The organism is Sphaerisporangium sp. NBC_01403 (genome assembly GCF_045040145.1).
Lineage (GTDB): Bacteria > Actinomycetota > Actinomycetes > Streptosporangiales > Streptosporangiaceae > Sphaerisporangium > Sphaerisporangium viridialbum.
The window spans coordinates 3,526,941-3,551,862 of record NZ_CP109534.1; the positions used below are offsets into that span (position 1 = coordinate 3,526,941).

The 24,922-nt window shown below is 70.7% G+C and carries 24 protein-coding genes and 1 pseudogene; 14 read left to right on the forward strand and 11 right to left on the reverse strand.

Features of this window, described 5'->3' with window-relative positions:
- Window positions 1-80 precede the first annotated feature (80 nt).
- Both OG589_RS16255 and OG589_RS16260 read right to left on the reverse strand, forming a co-directional pair.
- Entirely contained in the window at window positions 81-674 is a 594-nt protein-coding gene (locus tag OG589_RS16255; RefSeq protein ID WP_405149914.1) for a TetR/AcrR family transcriptional regulator, read from the reverse strand.
- A 50-nt stretch (window positions 675-724) separates the two neighbouring features.
- Complete coding sequence (locus tag OG589_RS16260; protein ID WP_405149916.1) at window positions 725-1,732, reverse strand: zinc-binding dehydrogenase; 1,008 nt, start codon at window positions 1,730-1,732, stop codon at window positions 725-727.
- Window positions 1,733-2,093: 361 nt separating this feature from the next.
- On the opposite strand from OG589_RS16260, the gene OG589_RS16265 reads away from it, so the two are divergent.
- The gene (locus OG589_RS16265; RefSeq protein ID WP_405149918.1) at window positions 2,094-2,603 is read left to right on the forward strand and encodes a lytic polysaccharide monooxygenase; all 510 of its coding nucleotides are present in this window, start codon (window positions 2,094-2,096) and stop codon (window positions 2,601-2,603) included.
- A gap of 198 nt (window positions 2,604-2,801) precedes the next feature.
- On the opposite strand, the gene OG589_RS16270 is transcribed toward OG589_RS16265, so the two are convergent.
- Entirely contained in the window at window positions 2,802-3,608 is an 807-nt protein-coding gene (locus OG589_RS16270) for an SAM-dependent methyltransferase (RefSeq protein WP_405149920.1), read from the reverse strand.
- A gap of 102 nt (window positions 3,609-3,710) precedes the next feature.
- Between OG589_RS16270 and OG589_RS16275 the strand changes: the two genes are divergently transcribed.
- From OG589_RS16275 to OG589_RS16285, 3 genes are all read left to right on the forward strand, one after another.
- Window positions 3,711-5,042: an MFS transporter gene (locus OG589_RS16275; protein WP_405149922.1), complete on the forward strand. Its 1,332-nt coding sequence runs from the start codon at window positions 3,711-3,713 to the stop codon at window positions 5,040-5,042.
- 179 nt (window positions 5,043-5,221) lie between these two features.
- Window positions 5,222-6,307, forward strand: a complete 1,086-nt coding sequence (locus tag OG589_RS16280; RefSeq protein ID WP_405149924.1) for a WD40/YVTN/BNR-like repeat-containing protein — start codon at window positions 5,222-5,224, stop codon at window positions 6,305-6,307.
- Window positions 6,308-6,506: 199 nt separating this feature from the next.
- Window positions 6,507-6,710 (forward strand): hypothetical protein, encoded by a 204-nt coding sequence (locus OG589_RS16285; protein ID WP_405149926.1) that lies wholly within the window; start codon window positions 6,507-6,509, stop codon window positions 6,708-6,710.
- A gap of 346 nt (window positions 6,711-7,056) precedes the next feature.
- On the opposite strand, the gene OG589_RS16290 is transcribed toward OG589_RS16285, so the two are convergent.
- From OG589_RS16290 to OG589_RS16305, 4 genes are all read right to left on the reverse strand, one after another.
- Complete coding sequence (locus tag OG589_RS16290; protein ID WP_405149928.1) at window positions 7,057-7,251, reverse strand: hypothetical protein; 195 nt, start codon at window positions 7,249-7,251, stop codon at window positions 7,057-7,059.
- A gap of 632 nt (window positions 7,252-7,883) precedes the next feature.
- The gene (locus OG589_RS16295) at window positions 7,884-8,336 is read right to left on the reverse strand and encodes a hypothetical protein (protein ID WP_405149930.1); all 453 of its coding nucleotides are present in this window, start codon (window positions 8,334-8,336) and stop codon (window positions 7,884-7,886) included.
- A gap of 86 nt (window positions 8,337-8,422) precedes the next feature.
- Complete coding sequence (locus OG589_RS16300) at window positions 8,423-9,166, reverse strand: SRPBCC domain-containing protein (protein ID WP_405149932.1); 744 nt, start codon at window positions 9,164-9,166, stop codon at window positions 8,423-8,425.
- A 1-nt stretch (window position 9,167) separates the two neighbouring features.
- Entirely contained in the window at window positions 9,168-9,791 is a 624-nt protein-coding gene (locus OG589_RS16305; RefSeq protein ID WP_405149934.1) for an ArsR/SmtB family transcription factor, read from the reverse strand.
- A 214-nt stretch (window positions 9,792-10,005) separates the two neighbouring features.
- Between OG589_RS16305 and OG589_RS16310 the strand changes: the two genes are divergently transcribed.
- The 8 genes from OG589_RS16310 (at window position 10,006) to OG589_RS16345 (ending at window position 18,472) form a co-directional block, all read left to right on the forward strand.
- Complete coding sequence (locus OG589_RS16310; protein WP_405149936.1) at window positions 10,006-10,689, forward strand: exonuclease domain-containing protein; 684 nt, start codon at window positions 10,006-10,008, stop codon at window positions 10,687-10,689.
- Between the two features lie 62 nt (window positions 10,690-10,751).
- On the forward strand, window positions 10,752-10,991 hold the full coding sequence (locus OG589_RS16315) for a zinc-ribbon domain-containing protein (RefSeq protein WP_405149938.1): 240 nt from the start codon (window positions 10,752-10,754) through the stop codon (window positions 10,989-10,991).
- A gap of 263 nt (window positions 10,992-11,254) precedes the next feature.
- Window positions 11,255-13,609, forward strand: coding sequence for a ricin-type beta-trefoil lectin domain protein (locus tag OG589_RS16320; RefSeq protein ID WP_405149940.1), 2,355 nt, complete (start codon window positions 11,255-11,257; stop codon window positions 13,607-13,609).
- Window positions 13,610-13,836: 227 nt separating this feature from the next.
- Window positions 13,837-14,952 (forward strand): LLM class flavin-dependent oxidoreductase, encoded by a 1,116-nt coding sequence (locus tag OG589_RS16325; RefSeq protein WP_405152056.1) that lies wholly within the window; start codon window positions 13,837-13,839, stop codon window positions 14,950-14,952.
- A 26-nt stretch (window positions 14,953-14,978) separates the two neighbouring features.
- Window positions 14,979-15,593: an FMN reductase gene (locus OG589_RS16330; protein ID WP_405149942.1), complete on the forward strand. Its 615-nt coding sequence runs from the start codon at window positions 14,979-14,981 to the stop codon at window positions 15,591-15,593.
- A 173-nt stretch (window positions 15,594-15,766) separates the two neighbouring features.
- Window positions 15,767-16,621 carry an NAD(P)H-binding protein gene (locus OG589_RS16335; protein ID WP_405149944.1) on the forward strand — a complete coding sequence of 285 codons (855 nt, stop codon included), beginning with the start codon at window positions 15,767-15,769 and terminating at the stop codon, window positions 16,619-16,621.
- Between the two features lie 75 nt (window positions 16,622-16,696).
- Window positions 16,697-17,269: an NADAR family protein gene (locus tag OG589_RS16340; RefSeq protein ID WP_405149946.1), complete on the forward strand. Its 573-nt coding sequence runs from the start codon at window positions 16,697-16,699 to the stop codon at window positions 17,267-17,269.
- Between the two features lie 57 nt (window positions 17,270-17,326).
- Window positions 17,327-18,472: an NAD(P)/FAD-dependent oxidoreductase gene (locus OG589_RS16345; protein ID WP_405152057.1), complete on the forward strand. Its 1,146-nt coding sequence runs from the start codon at window positions 17,327-17,329 to the stop codon at window positions 18,470-18,472.
- 27 nt (window positions 18,473-18,499) lie between these two features.
- On the opposite strand, the pseudogene soxR reads toward OG589_RS16345, so the two are convergent.
- Window positions 18,500-18,946 (reverse strand): annotated as a pseudogene (gene soxR / locus OG589_RS16350) (redox-sensitive transcriptional activator SoxR); the annotation flags it as partial.
- A gap of 224 nt (window positions 18,947-19,170) precedes the next feature.
- Here soxR and OG589_RS16355 point away from each other — a divergent pair.
- The gene (locus OG589_RS16355; protein ID WP_405149947.1) at window positions 19,171-19,737 is read left to right on the forward strand and encodes a hypothetical protein; all 567 of its coding nucleotides are present in this window, start codon (window positions 19,171-19,173) and stop codon (window positions 19,735-19,737) included.
- A 177-nt stretch (window positions 19,738-19,914) separates the two neighbouring features.
- Here the strand turns inward: OG589_RS16355 and OG589_RS16360 are convergent, their stop codons facing one another.
- The 3 genes from OG589_RS16360 to OG589_RS16370 all read right to left on the reverse strand — a co-directional run bounded on the left by OG589_RS16360 (window position 19,915) and on the right by OG589_RS16370 (window position 22,726).
- Window positions 19,915-20,577 carry a response regulator gene (locus OG589_RS16360; protein ID WP_405149949.1) on the reverse strand — a complete coding sequence of 221 codons (663 nt, stop codon included), beginning with the start codon at window positions 20,575-20,577 and terminating at the stop codon, window positions 19,915-19,917.
- Window positions 20,578-20,640: 63 nt separating this feature from the next.
- Window positions 20,641-21,072, reverse strand: a complete 432-nt coding sequence (locus OG589_RS16365; protein ID WP_405149950.1) for a pyridoxamine 5'-phosphate oxidase family protein — start codon at window positions 21,070-21,072, stop codon at window positions 20,641-20,643.
- A 148-nt stretch (window positions 21,073-21,220) separates the two neighbouring features.
- Entirely contained in the window at window positions 21,221-22,726 is a 1,506-nt protein-coding gene (locus OG589_RS16370; protein WP_405149951.1) for an N-acetylmuramoyl-L-alanine amidase, read from the reverse strand.
- 232 nt (window positions 22,727-22,958) lie between these two features.
- On the opposite strand from OG589_RS16370, the gene OG589_RS16375 reads away from it, so the two are divergent.
- Window positions 22,959-24,659: a glycoside hydrolase family 10 protein gene (locus tag OG589_RS16375; protein ID WP_405149953.1), complete on the forward strand. Its 1,701-nt coding sequence runs from the start codon at window positions 22,959-22,961 to the stop codon at window positions 24,657-24,659.
- Window positions 24,660-24,922: the final 263 nt, after the last annotated feature.

A 24,922-nucleotide genomic window follows, 5' to 3' on the forward strand; every position in this document is an offset into this window, starting at 1 on the left:
CTGATGGGTCAGTTATTAATCGGACTCTGGCCGGTGCACCTCGCGGCTGTCAATGGGCTCCGCGCGATCGCGGACCGCGCCTAGGCCGAAAGGCCGCGCAGGAACGTCTCGCAGGTCGCGCGCATCCGATCGCCGGTCATGTCGCGCGATCCGAGCAGCACCTGGATGGCGAGGCCGTCGATCATGCCGATGAGCAGGTTCGCCGTGTCCACCGCGTCGCCACCGCGGAACTGTCCCCGCTCCTGGCCGTCACGCAGGATGGCCGCGACCAGCCGCCGCCATTCGCCGTACACGCGCTCGTTGAGCTCCCGCAGGTCGGGCTCGCGCAGCGCCTCGTTCCACAGCTCGATCCAGACCCGCCACGCGAGCACCGTCTCGGGGTCGTCGCCGGGAAGGTAGGAGTCCACGAAGGCGCGCAGGCGCGAAAGGGGATCGCCCGCCGCGTCCAGGATCGGGCGGCGCCGGGCGAGCGAGCGCCGGAAGTTGAAGTCGAAGGCCGAAAGGACCAGCTCGCGCTTGGTGTCGAAGTAGTAGTGCACCGTGCCGTGGCTGGTGCCGGCGCGCCTGGCCACGTCGCCGACGCGCAGGGACCGCAGGCCGACCTCGGCCATCACCTGGCACGCCGCCAGCAGGATCTGCTCCCGGCGCTCCACCTCGACACTCGGACGCGGCATGGCTCCCCTGGTTCCGTCGTGGCCGGCCGGGACAACTATCGCATGCCGGGTCAGAGCCGGGGGTCGATGTGGATCTTGGTGCCGTGACCCCCCTCGTACGCGCCCGCGAGCACGCCGGCCGCCCGGTCGAGCCCGACGGTGTCCGCGACCAGGATGCCGGGCGTCACCCGGCCCTCGGCGTAGTGCTCGATGGCGGGCGCGAGGCCAGGCGATCCCCCCAGGATGCCCACGGCGGTGACGTCCTTCAGCACCAGGTCGCGGGTGTCGATCAGGCTGGGCGTGCTGGACAGGCCGATGTGGACGACGCGTCCGGCCGGCCGTACGAGGTCCAGGGCGGCGGGCGGGGTGCCGGGGTCGTCCGTGCAGTCCACGATCGCGTCGAACGTGACGCCGGGCGGCTCGTCGCGCGTCCAGAAGCTCTCGACGCCGAGCTTCAGCGCGAGGTCCTGGTTCCGGCGGTCGAGCCCGAGCACGTGGACCTCGGCGCCCGCCGCCCGCGCGAACGCGGCCGTCAGCAGGCCGATGGTCCCCGGACCCCAGACCAGCACACGGGAGCCCGGCCCGGCGTTCGCGGCCGTCGCGGCGCGCCAGGCGTTGCCTCCCGGCTCCACCAGGGCGCCGGTCTGGTCGTCCACCGAGTCCGGCAGGCGGTGCAGGCTCGCGGCGGGCACGCGCACCTTCTCCGCCAGCGCGCCCGGCCAGCCGCCGAGGATCCCGACCTCGTACCGGGCGGGGCACACGTACCCGTGCCCGGTACGGCAGCGCGGGCAGTCGCCGCAGCCGAGCATGGTGTCCCCGATGACGCGGGCTCCGAGCCAGCCCTCCTCGACACCGTCCCCCACGGCGGACACGACGCCTGACCACTCGTGGCCGGGGCGCAAGGGGTAGACCGCCTTGCCCTGGGCGTAGTAGGCCATCTTCCCGGTGAAGAGCTCGACGTCGGTGCCGCACACCCCGACGCGGTGCACGTCCACGACGACCTGCCCCGCGCCTGGCACGGGGACCTCGACCTCCTCGACCCCGGCCACGCGGGGGCCGCGCAGTACGAGGGCCCTCATCGCCGGCGCGCCGGGGGCACGACGGAGGCCGAGGGCCGGTCGGATCCGGCCGGGACAACACGCATGGGAACCCCTCCGCCTTGCATGGGCCACGGCCGTCAGGCGATGGCTTTGTTTCACAATGTAGACATACGCCGCAATTCGGAGAACATCCCCCCGCGGGCGGAGTCCCAGAGCCCGGCGATGCGGGCGGCCCGATCGGGCGGCGGTCCCGGGGTGGAGCGGTCATCAGTGAACCACTGACGCCCTCCGGGAAGGGCATCACGACATGACTGACCTCAGAAAATCTTGTCATGCCAGGATTTACTCTTAGGAAACTTTCTTACACAATTGTCCTCACCCCCCACAGAAGGAGCAGGACATGCGAAGAACGATCACTTTCCTCGCGGCCGCGGTTCTCGCCATCGGGGCCTCGGTGTTCGTCGCTTCCCCCGCCCTCGCCCACGGCTACATCTCCTCGCCGGCGAGCCGGCAGGCCATGTGCGCCCAGGGCCGCGTCCCCAACTGCGGTGACATCATCTACGAGCCGCAGAGCGTGGAAGGGCCCAAGGGCCTGCGGAGCTGCAACGGCGGCGTCGCCCGCTTCGCCCAGCTCGCCGACGAAAGCAAGAACTGGCCCGCCACGAACGTCGGGAAGACCGTCACCTTCAACTGGGTGCTGACCGCCCGCCACGCCACCAGCACCTGGGACTACTACATCGGCAGCACCCGGATCGCGCAGTTCAACGACCAGGGACGGCAGCCCGGCGCCACCGTGTCCCACACGGTGAACCTCGGCAACAGGACCGGCCGCCAGAAGGTCCTCGCCGTCTGGAACATCGCCGACACCGCGAACGCCTTCTACTCCTGCGTCGACCTCCAGGTCAGCTAGGAGCCGGCCGGACGCGGAGGCCCGGCCCCGTCCGGGCAGAACCGGACGGGGCCGGCACGGACGGTGCGGGACCGGACAGACGGGAACCGGCTTGCCCCCTCTTCATCCGATTGAACGTGACGCGCTCAAGCGATGCGCCCAGCAATGCCAGAACGCGGGCACGGCTCCAAGGCGAGAGGAAAGCGAGCGCGAGCGGCTCTAGGAAACGCGTCCGACTCCGCAAAGGAAGTACGATTTCACCGTCTCCAGCAGGGGTGCGACAACGGGAACGTCCGGCCGCCATTCGTGCAGGTTGACCATTCCCGGCTCGACCAGTTCGAGTCCCTTGAACAAGGGCGCGATCTCCCCGCTCATCCTCGCGACGAACTGCGCGGAGGCGTTGTTGTAGACGCCCTCCACCCCGGGCGCGACCTGCGGGCGCTCGTCGACCGCGACATGGGAGATCGCCATGTAGCTGCCGGGGGGCAGCGCGTCGCGGATCGTGGCGATGATGCCGGCCGGGTCGTCGGCGTCGGGGATGAAGTGGATTATCGCCAGCAGCAGCACCGCGATCGGCCGGTCGAAGTCGAGGTGGGCGCGCAGTTCAGGGTGGTCGAGGATCTGCGCGGGCCGCCGCACATCCCCTTCCATGACGAGCACCTGCGGGCTGTCCTGCAGCAGGGCACGGGCGTGGGCGAGCACCTGCGGGTCGTTGTCGACGTACACCGTGCGGGCGCCGGGGGCGACCTCGGCGGCCACCTGGTGCACGTTGCGCTGCGTCGGCAGCCCGGCGCCGATGTCGAGGAACTGGCGAATGCCCTGCTCGGCGAGGAAGCGCACGGCGCGGGAGAGGAAGGCGCGGTTCTCCCTGATGCCGATGGGAATCTCAGGGACGAACTGCAGGACCTTCTTGGCCGCTTCCCGGTCCGCGGGCAGGTTGTCCTTGCCGCCTAGGAAATAGTCATACATACGTGCCGCATTTGGGGTATTTGGGTCGAAACCTCCCCCTATCGAGGCCGGATTCATCGCTGTCCTCTACTGGTCGGCACCACATGGCGATCTTAACAAGCAGTATTGAAATATCAGCATCTGGAGGAAAAACTTAATGCAGAATGTCATGATCTTCGCATGTCCGCTTCCCCGACGCGCCGCGTGCTGGGCACCCAGCTAGCCGACGGCATCACCAAAGGCAACATGTGGGCCCTGCTGTCGATGGCGACGGCGGGCACGGCGGTGATCTCGTTCCTCCCCTCCACCCAGCCGCACATCCTCACGACGATCCTCGGCGTCCCCGAGTCCGCCCAGGGCACGACCGTCGGGCTGCTGGGATTCGCCGCGGAGCTCGCGATGATCCTCAGCCTCGCGTGGTACGGCGCGCTCGCCGACCGGTTCGGCCGGCGGCTGATCGTGACCCTCGGGCTGGTGCTGTGCGCGATCGGCACCGCGCTGTTCCCCTTCGCGGGCAGCACCGCCGTCCTCGTGGCCCTTCGCGTGGTGTTCGGGCTGGGGGTGGCCGCGCTCAACGCCATGATGTCCACCATCGCCATCGACTACGTGCGCACCCGGTCGCGCGGCAAGTCGTACGGCCTCATCGGCTTCTTCGGCGGGCTCGGCGCGGTGGTCGCCGTTCTGGTGATGGTCCGGCTGCCGCAGACCCTGGAGGGCCGGGGGCTCGAACCGGTGGCGGCGACCCGGCTGGCCTTCCTGCTGATCGCGGCCGGCATCCTCGTCGTCGCCGTGCTGCTGTGGCTGACGCTTTCCACGGCCCAGGTCAGCGCCACCGCCGACCGCACCACTCTTCCCCGCCTGGCCCGCGAGGGGCTCGTACTCGTACGCGACCCGGGCGTGGCGCTGTCCTACGCCGCGTCCTTCGTCGCGCGCGCCGACCTCGCCGTCGTCGTGGGGTTCATGACCCTGTGGATCGCCGACTTCGCGACCAGCGAGCGCGGCATGTCGAGCGCGGAGGCGCTGGCCAGGGCGGGCGCCGTGGTGGGCGTCTCGCAGACCGTCGCCCTGGTGTGCGCGCCGCTGTTCGGCTGGCTGGGCGACCGCATGCGGCGGGAGAACCTCGTGATCCTCTCCCAGTCGATCGCCGCGGCGGCCTATTTGTCCACGCTGCTCATCTCCGATCCCCTGGGCGGCGGCATGATGATCGTCGCAGTGCTCATCGGCGTGGGAGAGATCGCCGGCATCACGACCGCGGGCCCGCTGCTGGCGCAGCAGGTGCCCGCCGATGTGCGGGGCGCGGCGTTCGGCGTGCACACCCTCTGCGGTGCGGCCGGCATCATGATCGTCTCGGCCGCCGGAGGCGCGCTCTACGACGCGTGGCGGCCCGCCGGGCCGTTCGTGGTCTCCGGCGTCTTCGGCCTGCTGGTCGTCGCCTTCGGCCTCGTCGTCCGGCGGCGCGTGCGGCCCAGGACCGACGCCGATCTCGTACGCGAGGCCATGCCGGCGGGCTGAGGCCTACGGCTCCCTGAAAGCCCCCGAAAATCGGGCCTTCCGGTACGAGCACCCCCACACGCCATTGAGATCCAAACAGATGTTCCAGAAAAAGTGGCGCGTCGGCACTTCCGGTGGCAGTCTCGTGCGGTGAATACTTACGCGCAGTCACCGTGCCACCGGAACGAGAAGAGATCGCGATGACCGTCCTTCTGGCAGTAGGAACCGCGAAGGGGCTGTTCCTGGCCCGCAGTGACGACGACCGCCGGTCGTGGGACATCAGCGGCCCGCACTTCCCGATGACGGGGGTCTACGGCCTGTGCGTCGACAAGCGGCGGGCCACGCCTCGCCTGCTGGCCGGGGTGACCAGCTCGCACTTCGGGCCGAGCGTGGCCTTCAGCGACGACCTCGGCGCCTCCTGGCAGGAGCCCGCCCGGCGGCCGATCGCGTTCCCCGAGGACACCGACACGGCGCTCGAGCGCGTCTGGCAGCTCACGCCCGACCCCGCCGGCCACCCCGACCGCGTCTACGCGGGCACCCAGCCCTCCGCCCTGTTCGTGTCCGACGACGGCGGCGTCACGTTCGAGCTGGTGCGGGCCCTCTGGGATCACCCGCACCGCCCTCGGTGGGACGCCGGGTTCGGCGGCCAGGCCGTGCACACCGTCCTGCCCCACCCTCTCGACCCTGAGGCGCTGCTGGTCGCCATGTCGGCCGGCGGCGTCTACCGCAGCGCCGACGGCGGCGCCTCCTGGACGGCCGGCAACTCCGGCATCCAGGCGACGTTCCTGCCCGAGCGGTTCCCCGAGTTCGGGCAGTGCGTCCACAAGGTCAGCCGGGACGCCGTCGACCCCGACCGGCTGTACGCGCAGAACCACCACGGGGTCTACCGCTCCGACGACGACGGAGCCCACTGGGAGTCGATCGCGGACGGCCTGCCGAGCGACTTCGGCTTCTCCATCGTGGCCCATCCCCGGCGTGCCGATGTGATCTACAACTTCCCGCTCGTGGCCGACTCGATGCGGTTCCCCCCGGAGCTGCGCTGCCGCGTCTACCGTTCGCAGGACGCGGGCAAGACCTGGGAGGCCCTGTCCGAAGGGCTGCCCACCGGGCCGTTCTATCCCGTGGTGCTCCGCGACGCCATGTGCACCGACGACGCCGACCTCGCCGGGGTCTACTTCGGCACCCGGTCGGGCGAGGTCTACGCCAGCCGGGACGAGGGGGACTCATGGGCGCTGGTGGCGGCCCACCTTCCCGACGTGCTGTGCGTACGCGCGGCGGTGGTGTGACGGCCGCGCACGTTTCTTCCAGACGGCCGTGAACACCCGGCGGGCGGCGAAAAGGGATTCACCACACCGGCCAGGGGAAGTCGGTGTGCGCCGGGTGAGGTGGCGGCGGAGCGATTCGAGTGTGTGACCTGCGGCGACACCGCACCTGGCGGCACATCGCGCTGGAACGGACGCACAGCCGTCAGGAAAAGGGAAAAGAATGCCGAACTCCGCCGCCTCCCCGGTGAATCCCGACTTCGTCGCGAAGGCGTCCGCCGCCGCCACGGCATCCGTCGCCTGTGGCCTCGCCATCGGCGGCTCGACCATCCGCACAGCCGCCACGACCTGGGACGCCGGCGCCCGCTGGGCAGCCGGCACCACCTGGGACACGGCGTCCCGCGTCTCGGCCATGTGCACCCCCTGACCGAGTCGGGACGCGGGGGCCATGGGCACCGCCTGGACCGAGTTCGGACGCGGGGCCATGGGTACCGCCTGGACCGAGTTCGGACGCGGGCGCTACCGGTCGAGGTTCACACCCCGGCGCGTACCTCCTGGCCGTGCGGACCCAACGCGAACCCGTACGGTCCGGAGGACGGCGATAGCGGAGGAATTTCCCCTATTCATCGACCCGGACAAAGAGGGCGCGGTCGAACGCCCGGGGCCCGGAGCGTTCGAGATGTCATGCCAAATAGCCAGTCAGCCGGAAATGCAAAATGCGGCCGGAGCGATTTCGCTCCGGCCGCATTCGAGCCCGCCCAGAGGGGGGACGATCAGCCCCAAGGCGTGTTGTCGGTGGTGGGCGGGGTCGGGGTGGGGGTCGGCGACGGGGTGAGCGTGGGGGTGGAATCCGTGGCCGTGGACGCGGTCTCGGCCATCGCCATGGAGCTGACAACCGCGACACCGCCGATGCCGAGAACGGTGCAAACGATGACCCGGGCGGCGATGTTCTTCACGAACTTGCTCATTTCAGCTGACCCCTCGTTTGTGGCGGCGGCTCACGTCCGTGCCGTTTTCCTGCTCGCAATAACGAAGGTATTAGGGGTCACTATCCACTCGTTATCGATACGCTTCTCGCCCACCAAGGCCGGTTTACGAGGGAATTCCGGCGCTCCGGTCACCGCTCCGGCCGAAGGCCGCCCGCTACAGAAGCGCGCGCGGCACGGGGCACTCGGCACGCAGCACGGGCACGCGGTGGGGAGCGCGCGGCAGGGGGCACGCGCAGGGTCGCGCGGGGGAAGGCGCGAACGGAGGCGGGCGTACGGACGTGGGCCGACGGCCGGTGCCCACCGACACCGCACCATGCGGTGGGCACCGGCTCGTCGGGGTTCCACTCCGGCGGCGGGCCGGCGGTGCCGGCCCGCCGGCCAAGCGTGACCGCGATGCGGCGACGCGTTGGGCCGGCAGCTCAGACGTGCGGTAGTTCAGACGCGCGGTAGTTCAGGAGAGCGGTACTTCAGGAGAGCGGTATTTCGGCCGTGCGGTGGATCGGAGGTGCGGTGGATCGGAGGTGCGGTGGTTCAGACGGGCGGGACTTCGGACGTGCGGTAGTGCGGGAGGTTCGTCCCGCACTACAACCCACCGCGGGCGTGGCGGCGGCTCACGGCCACCAGGCCAGGCCCAGGAGGAACGACCGGTTGGAGCCCTGGGAATCGCCGCCGATGTCGTCCTCGCCAGGGAGCCGCCGGTCCTCCGGGCCACCTTCGTCGGTCCGGCCTTCGGCGGCGGGACCACCCTGATCGGTAGCGTGCTCGCCCCGATCGGTGGCGGGTTCGCCGTGGTCGCCGGCAAGGTCGCCCTGGTCGGCGGCCGGGCCGTCACCGGAGTCGTGGTTCTCGGCGGCTCCGGCGCTGCCGTTGGCGCCGTCGGCGCCCCGGCTCTCGGAAGCGCCCCGGCTGTCGGCGGCGCCGTCCTCCCCGGCGGCACCGCCGTGCTCTCCAGAGGCGTTGTCGTCTCCGGACCAGCCCAGGCGGCCGCGCGGCTCGGCCGCCTGGGAGTCGACGTCGAAGGGCTCACCCTCGTCGACACTCTGTGGGTTCGTACTCTCATCCATTGCCATGGTGACCTTCGGTGGCACGTATCTCGGTGGCTCTGGTAGGTCGGCTGAGCGCCGCCCTCGTCGGTGAAGCGGAGGTGGTTCTAGGCGAACAGCTTGGCGAGCCAGTCCTGCCAGGCCAGCTCGGCCTCCTTGGGGTCGGCGTCGTCGGCGAAGAGGTGGTGACCGACCACTACCGTGTCGTGCATTCCCAAGATGAACCGGTACAGCCCGTCACCGGTGCGCACCCCGAGGAAACGGGGGGCCACGTAGTCGGCGACACCCTCGATGGGCTCGAACCCTTCGGGGGTCAGCCGCACCCGGTCGCCCTGCACCACTTCGCCGCTGATCCCGAGACCGCGCTGGAGCACCTGCCAGACCGGTTCGCCGCCGCCCGCCTGGGGACGGGCGCCGAAGACCACGAGCGCGAACTTGCCGGGGAAGTGGGTGAGGTACTGGTCAAGGGTGTGCAGGTACATGTCCCAGCCCTTGTGCAATGCGTCCAACTCGTCCTCCCAGCCGTCGCCGAGGATGCCGCTCTGTACGATCCGCAGCACCGTGCCGCCCTGGTCACGCCCCTCGATCAGATACTCGAACGCCATGAACGTGCCGTGCTCGCCCTCGCCACTGCGAAAGGCGAAGCGACTGTTCGGTTCCCAGGCGGTGATGGTGGCCTCGGCCGGGTAGTCGCCGAAGAACTGCCTGGTCTTGCCGCCCTCGCCGGGCTCGATCTCGTTGCGCCCCATGAACCATGAGTCCAGGCCCGGCCCGGTGGCCACCGCCTCCCACACCTGTTCCGCAGTCGCCCGCAGCTCGATTTCCTTGCGCAACTCGAATGGGTGGGTCATATTACGACTCCTTTATTCCCGCGACCTCGGATATCTCGGATATCTCCGGTCGCACCTGCGGGTGAAGCGCGACGATCACGCGGTGGACGCGGCCACCTTCGGCGGTCTCGTCGTGGTATTCGCCGGCCAGCGCGGTGACGACCTCGGCCAGCTTCTCGGCGAAGGCGGCGCGGTCGGCGGCGGAGGCGAACCGCACCTGGCCGTCGATCGCGAACGTGGCCACCTTCTTGCGGGCCTTGGCGGCGCCGGTGACCAGCTCGCCCACGTCTCGTACGAGCCGGGAGGCGACGGCCAGCATCCAGCGCGCCGACAACTGGTCGGGCGAGCGGGCGGGGTCGGGGGCCACCGCGGCCAGCGCGACCGGCGAGATGACGTACGAGGCCGCGGTGGCGACCATCACCCGCTCGATGGTGTTGCCCTTGCGGCGCTCCTCGACCAGCTCGATGAGGCCGTGCCGTTCCAGCGCCTTGAGGTGGTAGTTCACCTTCTGCCGAGGCATGCCGATCTTGGCGGCCAGCATCGTGGCCGAGGCCGGCCGGGCCAGCTCGGCCAGCAACCGGGACCGCACCGGGTCCAGCGAGGCCTCGGCCGCCGCCGGGTCTTCGATCACCGCCACTTCGAACATGACTCAACGTTCTCACCGACAAGCTGAGTTGTCAAGACTACTCAAGTTGTCGGTGCTATATTCGTCGGCTCCCTCACCGCGCCGACGGGCGGGCCGGTGGGCGACGGCGCTCCGATCGGTACGGCGGACGGGGGCGGCGAAGACGGGGCATACGCGAATTCATGCCAGCGAAATGCCGGTTCCACCCAGACGATGCTCACCGTAAAGTCCGCTCATGGGGCCGATATCGAAGTCGCCTGGTTATGCGGTCGTCGATGTGGAGACAACGGGATTTCGGACCTCGGAGAATGACCGAATCATTGAAATCGGTCTCGTACATCTCGACCCGGCGGGCGAGGTCACGGGCGAGTGGGCCACCCTGGTGAATCCGGAACGTGACCTCGGCCCCGAGCATGTTCACGGCATAACGGTCGCCGAGGCGGAAAAGGCCCCAACTTTCAGGGAGATCGCCGGCACCGTCGCCACGCTGCTGCGCGGGCGCGTCGTGGCGGCGCACAACCTCCCGTTCGACGCCCGGTTCGTCGCCTACGAGTTCGCCCTCCTGGGCGTCGACGTGCCCCTTGACCACCGGCTCGGAGTCTGCACGATGACCTGGGCCGCCCACTTCCTGCCCGGCGATCCCCGCACCCTCGCGAGCTGCTGCGCCGCGGCCGGCGTCCCGCTGAACGGCCGGCACGATGCCCTGGTCGACGCGCGGGCCGCGGCCGGGCTCCTGCGCCACTACCTGAGGCACGCGGGCCCGGTGCCGCCATGGCGGCACCTGTTCGAGGCGGTATCGCCATGGCCGGAGCTGCCGGACCCGGGAACACCCTGGGTGCGGCGAACCACGCCCCCGCCCGGAACCTCCGCCGCCCAACTGGACGGAACGGCGAGTCGCGGATGCGACGGGAAGGGATGACGCCCCAAGACCGGGGCCGATGCGCGAGATGCCGGACGGGTCGCGTCGGGTAGGTGTGGGTGATGCTCATCCTCTTCGGCTTCCGTACCCTGATCCACCGGCTCGGCGTGCTGACGGGCGCCTGCCGCCACTGCGGCAACGTGGCGGCGCAGGTCCTGTCCAAGCGCGTGACCAAGTTCACCCTGTTCTTCATCCCGCTGTTTCCCGTACGGACGAAGTACGAGACGCAGTGCACCTTCTGCGGGGCGTCCTACGACATCTCCAGGGACCAGGCGAACACGATGGCGGCGTCAGCACGTTGAGCCCGGCGCGGCGCGCACTTCCGCCCGCACAGCTTTCATCATGTTCGTACATTTGCCCACACGCAACCGCTTGACTTGACCGATGGGCCGCTATTCAGTAGGGGGCGCCGGTGTTCAATCAAGTGTGAATCTGGTGCTTTATGTGGCACCCGGCCGAGGGTGCCACCGCGCTGAAACAGACCCTTCTGAAGGGACCCCCCATGGCTCAAGGATCCGTTCCTCGCCCGGCCTTCAGGAACCACAGAGCAGGCGGGCTTCGCTCCATGGCGCTCGCCCTGCTCACCATGGTGTCCTTCGTGACCGTCCTCGTCGTCCAGACGCCCGCAAGGGCGGCCACGTCCATCACGATCAACGGCGGCTCCGGCGGCCGTACGCTCGACGGCGTGGGCGCGATCAGCGGCGGCGGAGGCAACAGCCGCCTGCTCATCGACTACCCCGAGCCCCAGCGCGGGCAGATCCTGGACTACATGTTCAAGCCCGGCTACGGCGCGGCCGTGCAGATCCTGAAGGTGGAGATCGGCGGCGACACCAACTCCACCAGCGGCGCGGAGCCGAGCCACCGGCACACCGCCGCGGACCTCGACTGCGGGCGGGGCTACGAGTGGTGGCTGATGGAGCAGGCCAAGGCGCGCAATCCGAACATCAAGCTGGCGGGCCTGTCGTGGGGCGCCCCGGGGTGGATCGGCAACGGGAACTTCTGGTCGCAGGACATGGTGAACTATCTGGTCGACTGGCTGAAGTGCGCGAAGAACAGCCACGGGCTGACCATCGACTACCTGGGCGGCTGGAACGAGCGGGGCCGCGACCTCAACTGGTACATCAACCTGAACACCGCCCTGGACGCCAACGGCTTCGGCAACGTCAAGATCGTGGCCGACGACACCGGGTGGGGCGCGGCCGACGACGCGGTGAACAACACGGCCTTCCGCAACGCCGTGGACATCTTCGGATCGCACTACGTGTGCGGCTACCGCAGCGCCCAGACCAACTGCCCGAGCTCCACCAACGCCGTCAACTCCGGCAAGCAGCTGTGGGCCAGCGAGAACGGCTCCGACGACTACAACGACGGCTCGAAGGCCCTCGCGCGCGGCATCAACCGCGACTACATCGACGGCAAGATGACCGCCTACCTCAACTGGCCGATCGTCGCCGCCATCACCCCGAACATCCCGTGGCCCACGATGGGCGTCGCCATCGCGCCCCAGCCGTGGTCGGGCTACTACGCGGTCGGCAAGAACGCCTGGACGATGGCGCAGACCACGCAGTTCACCGCACCCGGCTGGCGTTACCTGGACTCCTCCAGCGGCTACATCGGCGGGGTCCGCACCAACGGCAGCTACGTCTCGCTGAAGTCCCCCGACAACTCCGGCTACAGCACGATCATCGAGACCGTGGACGCGAGCGCGGCCCAGACGCTGAACTTCACCGTCACCGGCGGCCTGTCCACCGGCACCGTGCACGTGTGGTCCACCGACCTCAACTCCGCCAACCCCGCCGACCATCTGGTACGCGGCAGTGACCTCACACCCTCGGGCGGCGCGTACTCGCTGACCGTCCAGCCCGGCCGCGTGTACACGGTCACGACCACCACGGGCCAGGGCAAGGGCACCGCCACGAGCCCGGCGTCCGGGTCGATGGCGCTGCCGTACTCCGACAACTACGACGGGTACGCGGTCGGCAAGGAGGCCAGGTACCTCATGGACCAGCAGGGGGCCTTCGAGGTGACCGCCTGCGGCGCGGGACGCGCGGGCAGGTGCGTGCGCCAGATGGCCCCGCGCATGCCGATCACGTGGGACGGGGACTACGACCCGTACGCCCTGCTCGGCGACGTGAACTGGAACAACTACACCGTCTCCTCCGACGTCCTGCTGGAGCAGGCGGGCTACGTCAAGCTCATCGGGCGCGGGGGCACGCAGCACTACGGCCCGGCCGGGCAGAACGCCTACTACCTGCGGGTCACCGACGCCGGCGCCTGGTCGATCCAGCGCAACACCGCCGACAACGCCGTCACGACGCTGCGCAGCGGCACCGTGGCCGCCCTCGGCACCAACCGGTGGCACACCCTGTCGCTGGGCTTCTCCGGCTCCACGATCACCGCCAAGATCGACGGCGTGACGGTGGGCACGGTCACCGACGCGATGTGGGGCGCCGGCCAGGCCGGCATCGGCACCGGCGCGACCGAGACGGCGCAGTTCGACAACCTGTCCATCACGCCCGGCCCGGGCAACGGCTCGTCCGGCGTGCTGCGCAGCGCGGCGTCGAGCCGCTGCCTCGACGTCCCCGCCCAGTCGCAGGCCAACGGCACGCAGGTGGCGATCTGGGACTGCAACGGCGGCGCCAACCAGCAGTGGAACCTCACCTCGGGCAAGCAGCTCCAGGTGTACGGGAACAAGTGCCTGGACGCAGAGGCGGGCGGCACCGCTCCCGGCACCAGGGTCATCATCTGGGACTGCGGCAGCGGCGCCAACCAGCAGTGGAACCTCAACGCCGACGGCACGGTCACCGGCGTGCAGTCGGGCCTGTGCCTGGACGTTACCGGTGAGGCGACCGCCAACGGCACGCTCGTGGAGCTGTGGACCTGCACCGGCGGCGCCAACCAGAGGTGGACCCGCACCTGACCGTCGGGCGGGGCCCGGGCGCGCCGGCACGCGCACCCGGGCCCCGCCGGGTTCACCTCTCCACGACCCGGTGTGCCGCCGTGGCCTGGATGTCCCCGAACCTCGAGTTCGCAACGATCGCCGCTCCGCCGATGACCGCCGTCAGGCCGTCCTGGCCGGAATAAGTCACTGCGCCGATACGCTTAGGACGGTTGAAACTTCAACGACATGAGGGATGGATGAGCGCGATGCAGTTCGGGATCTTCACCGTGGGTGACGTCACCACGGACCCCACCACGGGCAAGGCACCGAGTGAGCACGAGCGGATCAAGTCCATGGTCGCCATCGCGCTCAAGGCCGAGGAGGTCGGCCTCGACGTCTTCGCGACCGGCGAGCACCACAACCCGCCGTTCGTGCCGTCGTCGCCCACGACCATGCTGGGCTACATCGCCGCGCGCACCGAGCGGCTCATCCTCTCCACGGCCACGACGCTCATCACCACCAACGACCCGGTGAAGATCGCCGAGGACTTCGCGATGCTGCAGCACCTGGCGGGCGGGCGCGTCGACCTGATGCTCGGCCGGGGCAACACCGGGCCGGTCTACCCGTGGTTCGGGCAGGACATCCGCCAGGGCATCCCGCTGGCCATCGAGAACTACGCCCTGCTGCACCGCCTGTGGCGCGAGGACGTCGTGGACTGGCAGGGCAACTTCCGCACGCCCCTGCAGGGCTTCACCTCAACGCCCCGGCCGCTCGACGGGGTCGCGCCGTTCGTCTGGCACGGGTCGATCCGCAGCCCGGAGATCGCCGAGCAGGCGGCGTACTACGGGGACGGGTTCTTCGCCAACAACATCTTCTGGCCCAAGGAGCACTTCATCCGCCTGATCCGGCTGTACAGGGAGCGTTTCGCCCACTACGGCCACGGCACCCCCGAGCAGGCGTACGTCGGGCTCGGCGGGCAGGTGTTCATGCGCAAGAACTCCCAGGACGCCGTGCGGGAGTTCCGCCCGTACTTCGACAACGCGCCCGTGTACGGCCACGGCCCCTCGCTGGAGGAGTTCACCGACCAGACGCCGCTCACGGTGGGCAGCCCGCAGGAGGTCATCGACAAGACGCTGACCTTCAGGGAGTCCTTCGGCGACTACCAGCGGCAGCTGTTCCTGATGGACCACGCGGGCCTGCCGCTGAAGACCGTGCTGGAGCAGCTCGACATCCTCGGCGAGGAGGTCATCCCCGTGCTGCGCAGGGAGTTCGCCTCAGGGCGACCGGCCCAGGTGCCGGACGGGCCCACCCACGAAGCCCTCGTCGCCCGCCGCGACGCCGAGGCGAGCGAGGAGCCGGTCGCCGCCGGCTCCCCCTCCTGACGCGCCAGCACCCCATGGAGGAGCAGATGACGTCCCTGAAGCTCGTGGCCGTCTCGGCAGGACTCAGCCGGCCCTCCTCGACGCGCCTGCTGGCCGACCGCCTGCTGGAGGGGGCCAGGCGGCGCCTCGCCGAGGAGCACACCGTGGAGGTGCGCGTGGTCGAGCTGCGCGACCTGGCGACCGACATCGCCAACAACCTGGTGACGGGGTTCCCCGGCGCCAGGCTGCGCGAGGCGCTGGAGGCGGTCACGGAGGCCGACGGCCTCATCGCCGTGACCCCGATCTTCACCGCCTCCTACAGCGGGCTGTTCAAGTCGTTCTTCGACGTGATGGACAACACCGCGCTCACCGGGAAGCCCGTGCTCATCGCCGCGACCGGCGGCACGGCCCGCCACTCGCTCGCGCTCGAACACGCGGTGCGCCCCTTGTTCGCCTACCTGCGCGCCATCGTGGTGCCCACCGCGGTGTACGCCTCCTCGGAGGACTGGGGTGCGGGCGCGGGCACCGGCGACGACCTCGCAGGCCGGATCGTCCGAGCCTCTGAGGAGCTGGCCGATCTGGTGCCGCGCCTGCGGGCCACCACGGAGCGGGCCGACGCCGTGGTGCCGTTCGAACGGCAGCTCGCGGCGCTGCGCCCCTGACCACGCCCGGCGGGGTTCCGTCGAGGTCTTCTCCACGGAACCCTGACCCGGCGAACAGACTTCGCCTCGATGCGAATCTCGCTCACCGAACGCCGCGGCTTGACCTCAACCAAAGTTGATGTCAGATGCTGATCGGGACATCACGCGCGGCGTACGAGGAAAGAGGCATCCTGATGATCCTGGTTACCGGGGGCACCGGCAACGTGGGCCGGCACGTAGTGTCCCAGCTGCTGGAGCGGGGCGCCGGCGTACGTGTGCTGAGCCGGGACCCCGCCTCGGCCCGCGTCCCTGCGGGCGCGGAGATCGCGGGCGGCGACCTGGCCGACCCCACGACCCTGGACGCCGCACTGGACGGGGTCGAATCGGTGTTCCTGGTATGGCCCACCCTGTCGGCCGACCACGCCGCGCCCGCGGCCGTCGAGGCGATCGCCAAGCGCGCCGGCCACATCGTCTACCTGTCGGCGAAGGGCGCGTCCGCCGAGGCGGATCCGGACACGATCCCCGGGTCGCACGCGCGCCTCGAGGAGCTGGTCGAGCGGTCAGGGCAGGAGTGGACGTTCCTGCGTCCGGGTGGGTTCGCGACCAACACCCTGATGTGGGCGTCGCAGATCCGCGACACGGGCGTCGTCCGCTGGGTCCACGGAGCGGCCTCCAGGGCGCTGATCCACGAGCGCGACATCGCGGCCGTGGGCGTGAGCGCGCTCACCGGCGAGGGGCACGGCGGAGCCCGATACGTGCTGACGGGTCCCGAGACGCTGACGCAGGTCGAGCAGGTGCGCGCGATCGGCGAGGCGATCGGCCGTCCGGTGCGGTGGGAGGAGATCACGCCGGAGGCGGCACGCCGGGAGATGGTCGCCCAGGGCTGGCCGGCCTCGCTGGCGGAGGGGGTCCTCGGCGCGCACGCCCAGATGGTGGCGTCGCCGCCGGAGCCGGTCACCTCCACCGTCGAGGAGGTCACCGGAGTCCCGGCGACCACCTTCCGCCAGTGGGCCGCCGACCACGCCGGCGACTTCGGCGGCCCCGCCTGACCTCGCGGCGGCCCCGCCTGACCTCGCCGGCACGATCGACTGGCCGGGGGCGGCCTCACATGGCACGGTAAGGGGGTGTCCGACCTCACCACCCTCCCGCGCTCGGTCGCCGAGGCCGTCACCGCCGAGCGGCATGGCACGCGCCTGCGTTACCTCCTCTTCTGGGGCCACCATCCACCGCGTGACGGCGGTGTCGGCGCCGGATGCCTCAGCCAGTGGTGGGAGATCGCCTTCACCGACGACGGGCACGTCTTCAGGTCGGCCGAGCACTACATGATGGCGCACAAGGCCTGGCTGTTCGGCGACGGCGGCACCGCCGCGCGCATCCTCGCCGCCGGGCACCCCGGCGAGGCCAAGAAGCTCGGCCGGGAGGTCCGCGGCTTCGACGAGGCCGTCTGGGAGGAGCACCGCTACCAGATCGTGGTGCGCGGCAACATCGCCAAGTTCGGGCAGCATGCCGAGCTGGGGGACTTCCTGCTGGGCACCGGTGCCCGCGTCCTGGTCGAGGCCAGCCCGGTCGATCGCGTCTGGGGCATCGGGCTCGCCGCCGGCGACGAGCGCGCCGCCTCCCCCGCCACCTGGCAGGGCCTCAACCTGCTCGGCTTCGCCCTCATGGACGCCCGCGACGCGCTGCGCGCCGCGCGCTGACCGGGCCGCGCCGGTTTCGCCCGTACGCGAGGTGGCAGGCTGTCCAGGGTGGACGACATGTGGGACCTGGTGGTAGTCGGCGGCGGCCCCGCCGGGAGCGCGGCCGCCCTCGGCGCGAAACGCCTCCGGCCGGACGCGCGGGTGCTCCTGCTCGACAAGGCGGACTTCCCGCGCGACAAGGCGTGCGGCGACGGCATCGCCGCCCACGGCCGCGACGAGCTCGCCCTGCTCGGGGTACCCGACCTGATAGCCGACTACCGGCCGACGCGGCGCCTCACGGTGATCTCGCCCGGCGGCGCGCGGGTCACCGCCACCGTCGCCCGGCCCAACCACGTCGTCCCCCGCGAGGTCTTCGACGCGCGCCTGGTCGACGCAGCCCGGGCGCTGGGCGTCGAGGTGCGCCGTCACCGCGTACGGGCGCTGGCCCCAGGCGACGGCGGAGACGGTCACGTCGTCCTCGACGGGGTCATCGCCGCGCGGGCCGTCGTCGCCGCCGACGGAGCCAACTCGGCCGTGCGGCGCCTCATCGGCGTCCCCGCCACTCCGGAAAAGCACGTCGCGATCGCCGTCCGAGGCTACGCCGACGTGCCCCCGGACGACGACGTCCAGCTCATCGCCATGCAGAAGGAGGGATGGCCCGCGTACGCGTGGTCGTTCCCGGTCGGCGACGGCACCGCCAACGTCGGCTTCGGGATGCTCCTGCCCCGGCTGCGCGCCACGGGACTGCCCGGCCGGGAGGTGCTGCACGGACGGCTCGCCGAGCTGCTGCCCCACCTGCCCGCCCGCGACCTGCGCGCCCACCACCTGCCCTTGTCGCCCGGCCGCCCGAGGCTCGGTGCCGGCCGCGTGATGCTCGCCGGGGACGCCGCCAGCCTCATCAACCCGCTCACGGGCGAAGGCATCTACTACGCCCTGCTGTCCGGCCGGCTCGCGGGCGAGGCGGCCGTGCTGGCGGCCGGGGACCCGCTGCCCGCGTACCGGCGCGGGGTCAGGAAGGCACTCGGGCGCCACCTGCGCACCACCGACGTGCTCGCCCGCGCCGCCCAGTCACCCGGCTTCATCGACGCCGCAATCGCCACCGCAGCCCGGCGCGGTGAGGTCTTCGACCTGCTCGTCGACGTGGGCCTCGGCGCGGGCACCGTTCCGCTGCCGCTCGCCTACGCCGTCGTCCGCCGGTGGCTGGCCGACGGCGTCCGGCGATGAGCCGGCCGGGCGGTCGCCGGAGCAGTCGAGGAGGCGCCGCGCGCCGGGGCCCTCGCTGGCCAGGACGTCACGGGGGTTGGCGAGGTGGCAGGTGCGCAGAGACAGGCAGCCGCAGCCGATGCAGTCGGTGAGGTTGTCGCGAAGCGCCAGCAGCCGGGCGATGCGGGTGTCGAGCTCGGTCCGCCAGACGGTGGACAGCCGCGCCCAGTCGTCGCGGGTGGGGGTGCGCTCGTGCGGGAGCTCGTCGAGCGCTTCGCGGATCTTGGCCAGAGGGATGCCGACGCGCTGGGAGGCCCGGATGAAGGCGACGCGGCGCAGAGCGTCGCGGGCGTAGCGGCGCTGGTTGCTCGCCGTCCTGGTGCTGGTGATCAGACCGTGGCGCTCGTAGAAGTGCAGCGCGGACACCGCTACGCCGCTGCGGCCCGAGAGCTGGCCGACGGTCAGTTCGTGGAACGTGGTACGTGCACGAGGCATGCCCCGAGCCTAACTTGTCCTCAACATTGGTTAAGGCCAAGAGCTGGCCTCCCTAAGCTGACGGCTCGGGGATCGCGTCAGGGCCCCGGGACAGGGGCGAAGGTCCCTATTCAGGGGGAAGTCCTGCGGGAGGGGGTGAGCCGTATGGCACTGCCTGCCAGGGCGTGGAAACGGTGTGCTTGGGGTGGAAGAAAACAGTGACCCCCGCGCTGAAAGGGCCAGCCATGGCATTCACCGAAGGACGCCACCCCAGTGACGCCGCCCCCCGCACTCCCGTCGTGAACGCCGCCCCTCCGCAGGCGAGGTCGCGCGCCGCCGATCACGTCTGGGCCGTCACCCGTATCGCCATCGGATGGATCTTCCTCTGGGCCTTCCTCGACAAGGCCTTCGGCTGGGGCTTCGCCACCCCTGCCGACCGCGCCTGGATTCACGGGGGCAGCCCGACGACCGGGTTCCTCAAGGGCACCAGCGGCCATGCGCTCGGCGGGTTCTTCGGCGGCCTGGCCGGCCAGGCATGGGTCGACTGGCTGTTCATGATCGGCCTGCTCGGCATCGGCACCGCCCTCGTGCTGGGGGCCGGGATGAGGATCGCCGCGGCGACGGGCGGCGTGCTCCTGGTGTTCATGTGGGCGGCCGAGCTCCCGCTGGCCACCAACCCGTTCCTGGACGAGCATCTGATCTACGCCCTCGTGCTCGCGGGGCTGGCCCTGGTCGGCGCCGGTGACACGCTCGGCATCGGCCGGTGGTGGGGTGACACCCAGATCGTTCGCCGGCACCGCATCCTCAAGTAGGCCCCTGATGGCACCCGGCGGCATCCGTCCCTCACCAAGGACGGTGTCGGCGAATCGGCCCCGCCGCGTTCGTAACGCGGCGGGGCCGAGCGCTGCGAAGTGGGACATGCGGCTGTGCGCCAGAGGTCGGGTCACGCTCCTGTTCGCAGGGTGCCGAGGCATGCCGTCCCCTGTGCCTCAGTCGGCCGTGTCGTTCCTGGGGGCCGGGTGGGTGGACTTCAGGCGGGCCGCGAGGGCGGCGACCTGGGTGCGGCGTTGCATGTTGAGCTTGGCCAGGAGGTTGGACACGTAGTTCTTGACGGTCTTCTCGGCCAGGTAGAGCCGGTCGCCGATCTGGCGGTTGGTCAGGCCCTCGCCGATCAGCTCCAGAATGTGCCGCTCCTGGGCGGTGAGGGCGGCGAGCGGGTCCTTCTGGCCCGCCTGGTCGCGCAGCCGCCGCAGCATGGTCGCGGTGGTCTCCGGATCGAGCAGCGACTGGCCGGCCGCCACCGTCCGTACGGCGCCGACCAGGTCGGAGCCGTGGATCTGCTTGAGCACGTACCCGGCGGCGCCCGCCATCACCGCGTTGAACAGCGCCTCCTCGTCGGCGAACGACGTGAGCATGAGGCAGGCCAGCCCGGGCACGCGTGAGCGGACCTCACGGCAGACGTCCACTCCGCTGCCGTCGGGAAGCCGGACGTCGAGCACCGCGACGTCCGGCCGCAGCGCCGGTATGCGCGCGACCGCGGACTCGGCCGTCCCGGCCTCCCCCACGACCTCGATGTCGTCCTCGATCTCCAGCAGCGCCGCGACGCCACGCCGTACGACTTCATGGTCATCCACCAGGAACACGCGAATCATGCCTTGGACGCTATTCCCCCTGAGTCCTCCAGCGGTAGTGGGCCGGGGAACGGGCGGGGCCGGTCAGCGGTGGATGCGGCGGCCGGTGAGCTGCACGGGGGTGACCCGGATGTACAGCCGCCGCTCGCCGCCGACCCAGGGCTCCACGGCGGAGCCGCTCACGGCGGCCAGTTCCTCCTCCGAGGAGACGCGGTGAGCCGCTCCCCGGACGAGGACGCTCCAGCCCTCGCGGGACGCGGTGTCGATGTGGTCCACCTCGAATGCGATCTTGAACTCGACGCCCTTGACCCCGGTGCTCAGGTCCTCGTCCATCGGCCCGCCGAACGCGGTGCGGAAGAGCACCGCCCCGTCGTGCATCGTGTAGTTGACCGGGAGCACGACGGGCCCGGTGGGCGTGTTGAAGCCGACCCGGCCGACACCGCCCGGGGAGATGAGCCTCAGGCACTCGTCGGCGTCGAGCTCTTCCAGTACGGGAGGGGCCATGCGGTCGTTCATGAGGATCCTCTTTCTGTGGCGTCGCACCTGGCCGGCGGCACGTGGCGAAGTCTCGGGGCGAGATCGCCTCTCGCTCCAAGGCTCCTCCGGCGCGGTGGCGCGGCACAGGGTCCAAGTCCCCTTGTGCGAAGGACCCTCGTCCCTAACCTCAGAGCCGGACGATGCGCACGGCGTCCGCGACGACGTAGCCGGTGCCGGAGGTCCACCTGCTCAGCCCGACGACGTTGTAGTCGCCCGCGTTGAGCGAGAACGTGCCGAGGCTTCGCCAGCCGCCTCCACCCGCGCGCTGGTCGACGTACACCGTCTGGTTGCCGCCGGAGGTGGCGACGATGTACGGCGCGGAGCTGTTGTAACCGGGGTCGGCCGGATACCAGACCTCCACGCGGTAGGCGCCCGAGGCCGGGAGGGCGGCCCGGTACCAGGCCGGGTCGCTCGCCGCCACGGGGGTGGCGTAGCGGTAGTCGGCGCCGTAACGCTGGGCGGAGTAGGTGGAGGTGCCCCAGTTCACGCCGGCGGTGAACTTCCCGGCGGTGGCGTTGTCGACGGTGACCGACCACTCGGTGCCGCCACCCCCGGTGACGTACTGCATGTACTTGGTCCAGTCCCAGTACTGGCCGGGGTCGGTGTGCGTCGCGCCGGGCACCTGGCTGTGCCCGATGATGTGCGAGCGGTCCTTGGGGATGCCGTACTTGTCGCAGATGGCGCGGGTCAGCGCGGCCGAGGAGCGGTACATCGCGTCGGTGAACCACGAGGCGTCGCTGACGTAGCCCTCGTGCTCGATCCCGATGGACCTGGTGTTGTAGTCCCAGTTCCCGGCATGCCAGGCGATGTCCTTGTCGCGCACCATCTGAGTGACGGCGCCGTCGGACGACCGGACGACGTAGTGCGCCGAGACCTGGGCGCTGGGGTTCTGGAACCACGAGATCGTGCCCGCGTACGAGCCCTGGGTCACGTGGACGACGACCCGGTCGATCGCGTAGCTCGACGGGCGGCTGGAGGCGGTGTAGTTGGAGGAGCTCGCGGCCACCCAGCTCGCGGCCGGGTAGTCCGGGCTCGCGGCCTGCGCGTTGAGGTCCAGCGTCTGGGCGTAGGCGCCCCGGTCGGCCGTGACCTCCTGAGGGGCGACCGTCACCCCGGCGGCCCGGACCCCCCGGCCGAGGAGCTCGTAGACGGTGTCGGCGTAGAGCCGGGCGACCTCGGACGTCGTGGCGTTGCCGTACCTGGCCACGGCGGCGTACCACCGGCCCGCGTCCTTCCTCGCGGCGGCGTCCAGCCCGGCCTCGTCGGCGTACGACCGCAGGAGTGCCGCGCCGCCGAGGATGTTCGCGCCGGTGTCGGCGCGCAGGGTGGCCACCGGCAGGCGTGCCAGCTCGGCCGCCCGTTCGATCGTGTGCGTGGTGCGGTTGGCTACCAGGTGCATCACGCCGTAGCCGCCGCTCGCGCTGGGCTTGCCGCCGTGTCCGTCCAGGTGGGTCTCGGAGTAGGCCAGCGCGACGAGCAGGTCGCGGGGCACATCCTGGGCGGCCGCGGCCCGGGCGAAGGCGGCGGCCAGGGGGGCTTCCGGCGCGGCGAGCGCCGGGCCGCCGGCGGCGACCAGGAAAGCTGCCAGGACACAGGTGACGAATATGGCTAATCGGGACGAAGGCGCTGTCATTGGTGCTCCTTGCTTGGGGGGTGCCGACGGCTGCACATTAAGAGCATTTCTGACAAATGTCGATAATTGACATTACTTACCCAGTAGACGAAAATTCTCGCCCGCACCTCAGGACCCTCGGCCGCGATGGCACGGTCCAGGTAATCGGCGCGGGGAAGGGCGGCCATTCGCCGGAAGGAATCGCACTGAAGACTATTGCACTTCCCTTAGAAGGCACTGAAACTTTCCTTCTGTGACCACGTATCGAGCGAGCCATGAGCGGTTCACCACGACAGGTCCCGATCGCGGCATCGCCGGGCGGCTCGCCGCCACCGGCGCCGCGGCGGCGATGACCCTCGCCCTCCTCCTCGCCGGCGCCCTCGCCCCGGCGGCCCCCGCGCGAGCGGCCGGCGGTCCCGCCCCCTCGATGACGGCGCCCGGCGACCCTCCGCCGGGACCGGGCGGCTGCCCCACCGACCCGGCGACCCCGAAGCGGCAGTTCCGCGCCATGTGGGTCTCCAGCGTGGCCAACATCGACTGGCCGAGCCGGCCGGGCCTGGACGTGGCGGCGCAGCAGGCCGAGTTCCGCTCCTGGCTCGACCTCGCGGAGCAGCGGAACATGAACGCCGTCGTGGTCCAGGTCAGGCCGACGGCCGACGCGTTCTGGCCGTCACGGTACGAGCCGTGGTCGCAGTGGCTCACGGGCACCCAGGGCGCGAACCCGGGATACGACCCACTGGCCTTCATGGTCAGGGAGGCCCACGCGCGCGACATCGAGCTGCACGCGTGGTTCAACCCGTATCGCGTCGCCAACAATGCCGACCCGGACCTGCTGGTGCCGGGCCACCCCGCCCGGCGGAACCCCGGCTGGCGTTTCGCCTACGGCGGCAAGCTCTACTACAACCCGGGAATCCCCTCGGTGCGCGCCTTCATCGAGGACGCCATCATGGACGCGGTCACCCGTTATGACATCGACGGCGTGCACCTGGACGATTACTTCTATCCGTATCCGGTCAGCGGCGAGACCATTCCCGACGCGTCGACGTTCGCGGAGTTCGGTGGCGGTTTCACCGACATCGGCGACTGGCGGCGGAACAACGTGAATCTGCTGGTGAGCGAGATGGACCGCCGGATCCACGCCGCCAAGCCCTGGGTGAGGTTCGGCATCAGCCCCTTCGGCATCTGGCGCAACGCCTCCACCGACCCGCTCGGCTCGGCGACCTCCGGGCTGCAGTCCTACGACGCCATCTACGCCGACACCCGGCTCTGGGTGAAGCAGGGCTGGATCGACTACATCACGCCGCAGGTCTACTGGCACATCGGGTTCCCCGTCGCCGACTACAAGGCGCTCACCGCCTGGTGGGCCGGCGTGGTGCGGGACACCGGCGTGCGGTTGTTCGTCGGGCAGGCCGCCTACCGCGCGGGAGTGGCCGGCCAGGACCCGGCGTGGCAGCGGCCCGGCGAGCTCAGCGACCACCTGTACTACAACCGGGGTCTTCCCGAGGTGCTCGGCGACGTCTTCTTCAGCGCCAAGGACGTCCGCGCCGACCGGATCGGCGCCATCGGGCGCATGGCGGCCGACCACTACGCGAGGCCCGCGCTGACACCGGCGTACGGCACCGCGACCGCGCCGCACCCGCCCTCGCTCAAGTCGGTGACCCGCGTCCCCGAAGGGGTCGCGGTGGCGTGGCGGCGGGGAGGCTCGCACGGCGCGGCCTCGTACGCCGTCTACCGGGTCGACGGCTCGCCTCCGGCGGACCCGTGTCTTCTCGCCGACGCGCGGAACCTGCTCGGCACCGCGCGCGGGACCTCCTTCACCGACGCCACCGCCTCGCCCGGCGGCACGTACACCTACTACGTGACGGCCCTGGACCGGACGCGCCACGAGAGCGGGCCGAGCCGCGGCAAGGTGATCGGCTCCGGCGGCGAGGTAGCCGATCTCCGCAGGTTATAGGCCTGTTACCCCTGGGTACGATCATGTCAATAACACTCGCGCGCGTGAGGTGCGACATTCCCGCACCGCGGCCGAAGCCCTACTCCTGTCGCCGGCGCGAGCACCTGAGATGACACCTAACGCCGCGCCCGGCATGGCCGCACCCGAAAACGGCTCGCAGACCAGCCCCCCGGTTTCGGCCAGGGTTCGCCCTTCCCCGCGCGGGACGCTCGATCGAGAGCGGCACACAAGGCGGAGCCCGGCCCGGATGTCCGCCTGCGAAC

What these genes read in the sequence shown, in the direction of transcription:
- OG589_RS16295 (WP_405149930.1), bottom strand. Translation starts at nt 8,336, where the DNA reads ATGGATGAGAGTACGAACCCACAGAGTGTCGACGAGGGTGAGCCCTTC.
- OG589_RS16290 (WP_405149928.1), bottom strand. Translation starts at nt 7,251, where the DNA reads ATGAGCAAGTTCGTGAAGAACATCGCCGCCCGGGTCATCGTTTGCACC.
- OG589_RS16270 (WP_405149920.1), bottom strand. Translation starts at nt 3,608, where the DNA reads ATGAATCCGGCCTCGATAGGGGGAGGTTTCGACCCAAATACCCCAAAT.
- OG589_RS16315 (WP_405149938.1), top strand. Translation starts at nt 10,752, where the DNA reads ATGCTCATCCTCTTCGGCTTCCGTACCCTGATCCACCGGCTCGGCGTG.
- OG589_RS16320 (WP_405149940.1), top strand. Translation starts at nt 11,255, where the DNA reads ATGGCGCTCGCCCTGCTCACCATGGTGTCCTTCGTGACCGTCCTCGTC.
- OG589_RS16260 (WP_405149916.1), bottom strand. Translation starts at nt 1,732, where the DNA reads ATGAGGGCCCTCGTACTGCGCGGCCCCCGCGTGGCCGGGGTCGAGGAG.
- OG589_RS16275 (WP_405149922.1), top strand. Translation starts at nt 3,711, where the DNA reads ATGTCCGCTTCCCCGACGCGCCGCGTGCTGGGCACCCAGCTAGCCGAC.
- OG589_RS16255 (WP_405149914.1), bottom strand. Translation starts at nt 674, where the DNA reads ATGCCGCGTCCGAGTGTCGAGGTGGAGCGCCGGGAGCAGATCCTGCTG.
- OG589_RS16345 (WP_405152057.1), top strand. Translation starts at nt 17,327, where the DNA reads ATGTGGGACCTGGTGGTAGTCGGCGGCGGCCCCGCCGGGAGCGCGGCC.
- OG589_RS16310 (WP_405149936.1), top strand. Translation starts at nt 10,006, where the DNA reads ATGGGGCCGATATCGAAGTCGCCTGGTTATGCGGTCGTCGATGTGGAG.
- OG589_RS16265 (WP_405149918.1), top strand. Translation starts at nt 2,094, where the DNA reads ATGCGAAGAACGATCACTTTCCTCGCGGCCGCGGTTCTCGCCATCGGG.
- OG589_RS16355 (WP_405149947.1), top strand. Translation starts at nt 19,171, where the DNA reads ATGGCATTCACCGAAGGACGCCACCCCAGTGACGCCGCCCCCCGCACT.
- OG589_RS16330 (WP_405149942.1), top strand. Translation starts at nt 14,979, where the DNA reads ATGACGTCCCTGAAGCTCGTGGCCGTCTCGGCAGGACTCAGCCGGCCC.
- OG589_RS16280 (WP_405149924.1), top strand. Translation starts at nt 5,222, where the DNA reads ATGACCGTCCTTCTGGCAGTAGGAACCGCGAAGGGGCTGTTCCTGGCC.
- OG589_RS16365 (WP_405149950.1), bottom strand. Translation starts at nt 21,072, where the DNA reads ATGAACGACCGCATGGCCCCTCCCGTACTGGAAGAGCTCGACGCCGAC.
- OG589_RS16335 (WP_405149944.1), top strand. Translation starts at nt 15,767, where the DNA reads ATGATCCTGGTTACCGGGGGCACCGGCAACGTGGGCCGGCACGTAGTG.
- OG589_RS16285 (WP_405149926.1), top strand. Translation starts at nt 6,507, where the DNA reads ATGCCGAACTCCGCCGCCTCCCCGGTGAATCCCGACTTCGTCGCGAAG.
- OG589_RS16305 (WP_405149934.1), bottom strand. Translation starts at nt 9,791, where the DNA reads ATGTTCGAAGTGGCGGTGATCGAAGACCCGGCGGCGGCCGAGGCCTCG.
- OG589_RS16300 (WP_405149932.1), bottom strand. Translation starts at nt 9,166, where the DNA reads ATGACCCACCCATTCGAGTTGCGCAAGGAAATCGAGCTGCGGGCGACT.
- OG589_RS16325 (WP_405152056.1), top strand. Translation starts at nt 13,837, where the DNA reads ATGCAGTTCGGGATCTTCACCGTGGGTGACGTCACCACGGACCCCACC.
- OG589_RS16360 (WP_405149949.1), bottom strand. Translation starts at nt 20,577, where the DNA reads ATGATTCGCGTGTTCCTGGTGGATGACCATGAAGTCGTACGGCGTGGC.
- OG589_RS16370 (WP_405149951.1), bottom strand. Translation starts at nt 22,726, where the DNA reads ATGACAGCGCCTTCGTCCCGATTAGCCATATTCGTCACCTGTGTCCTG.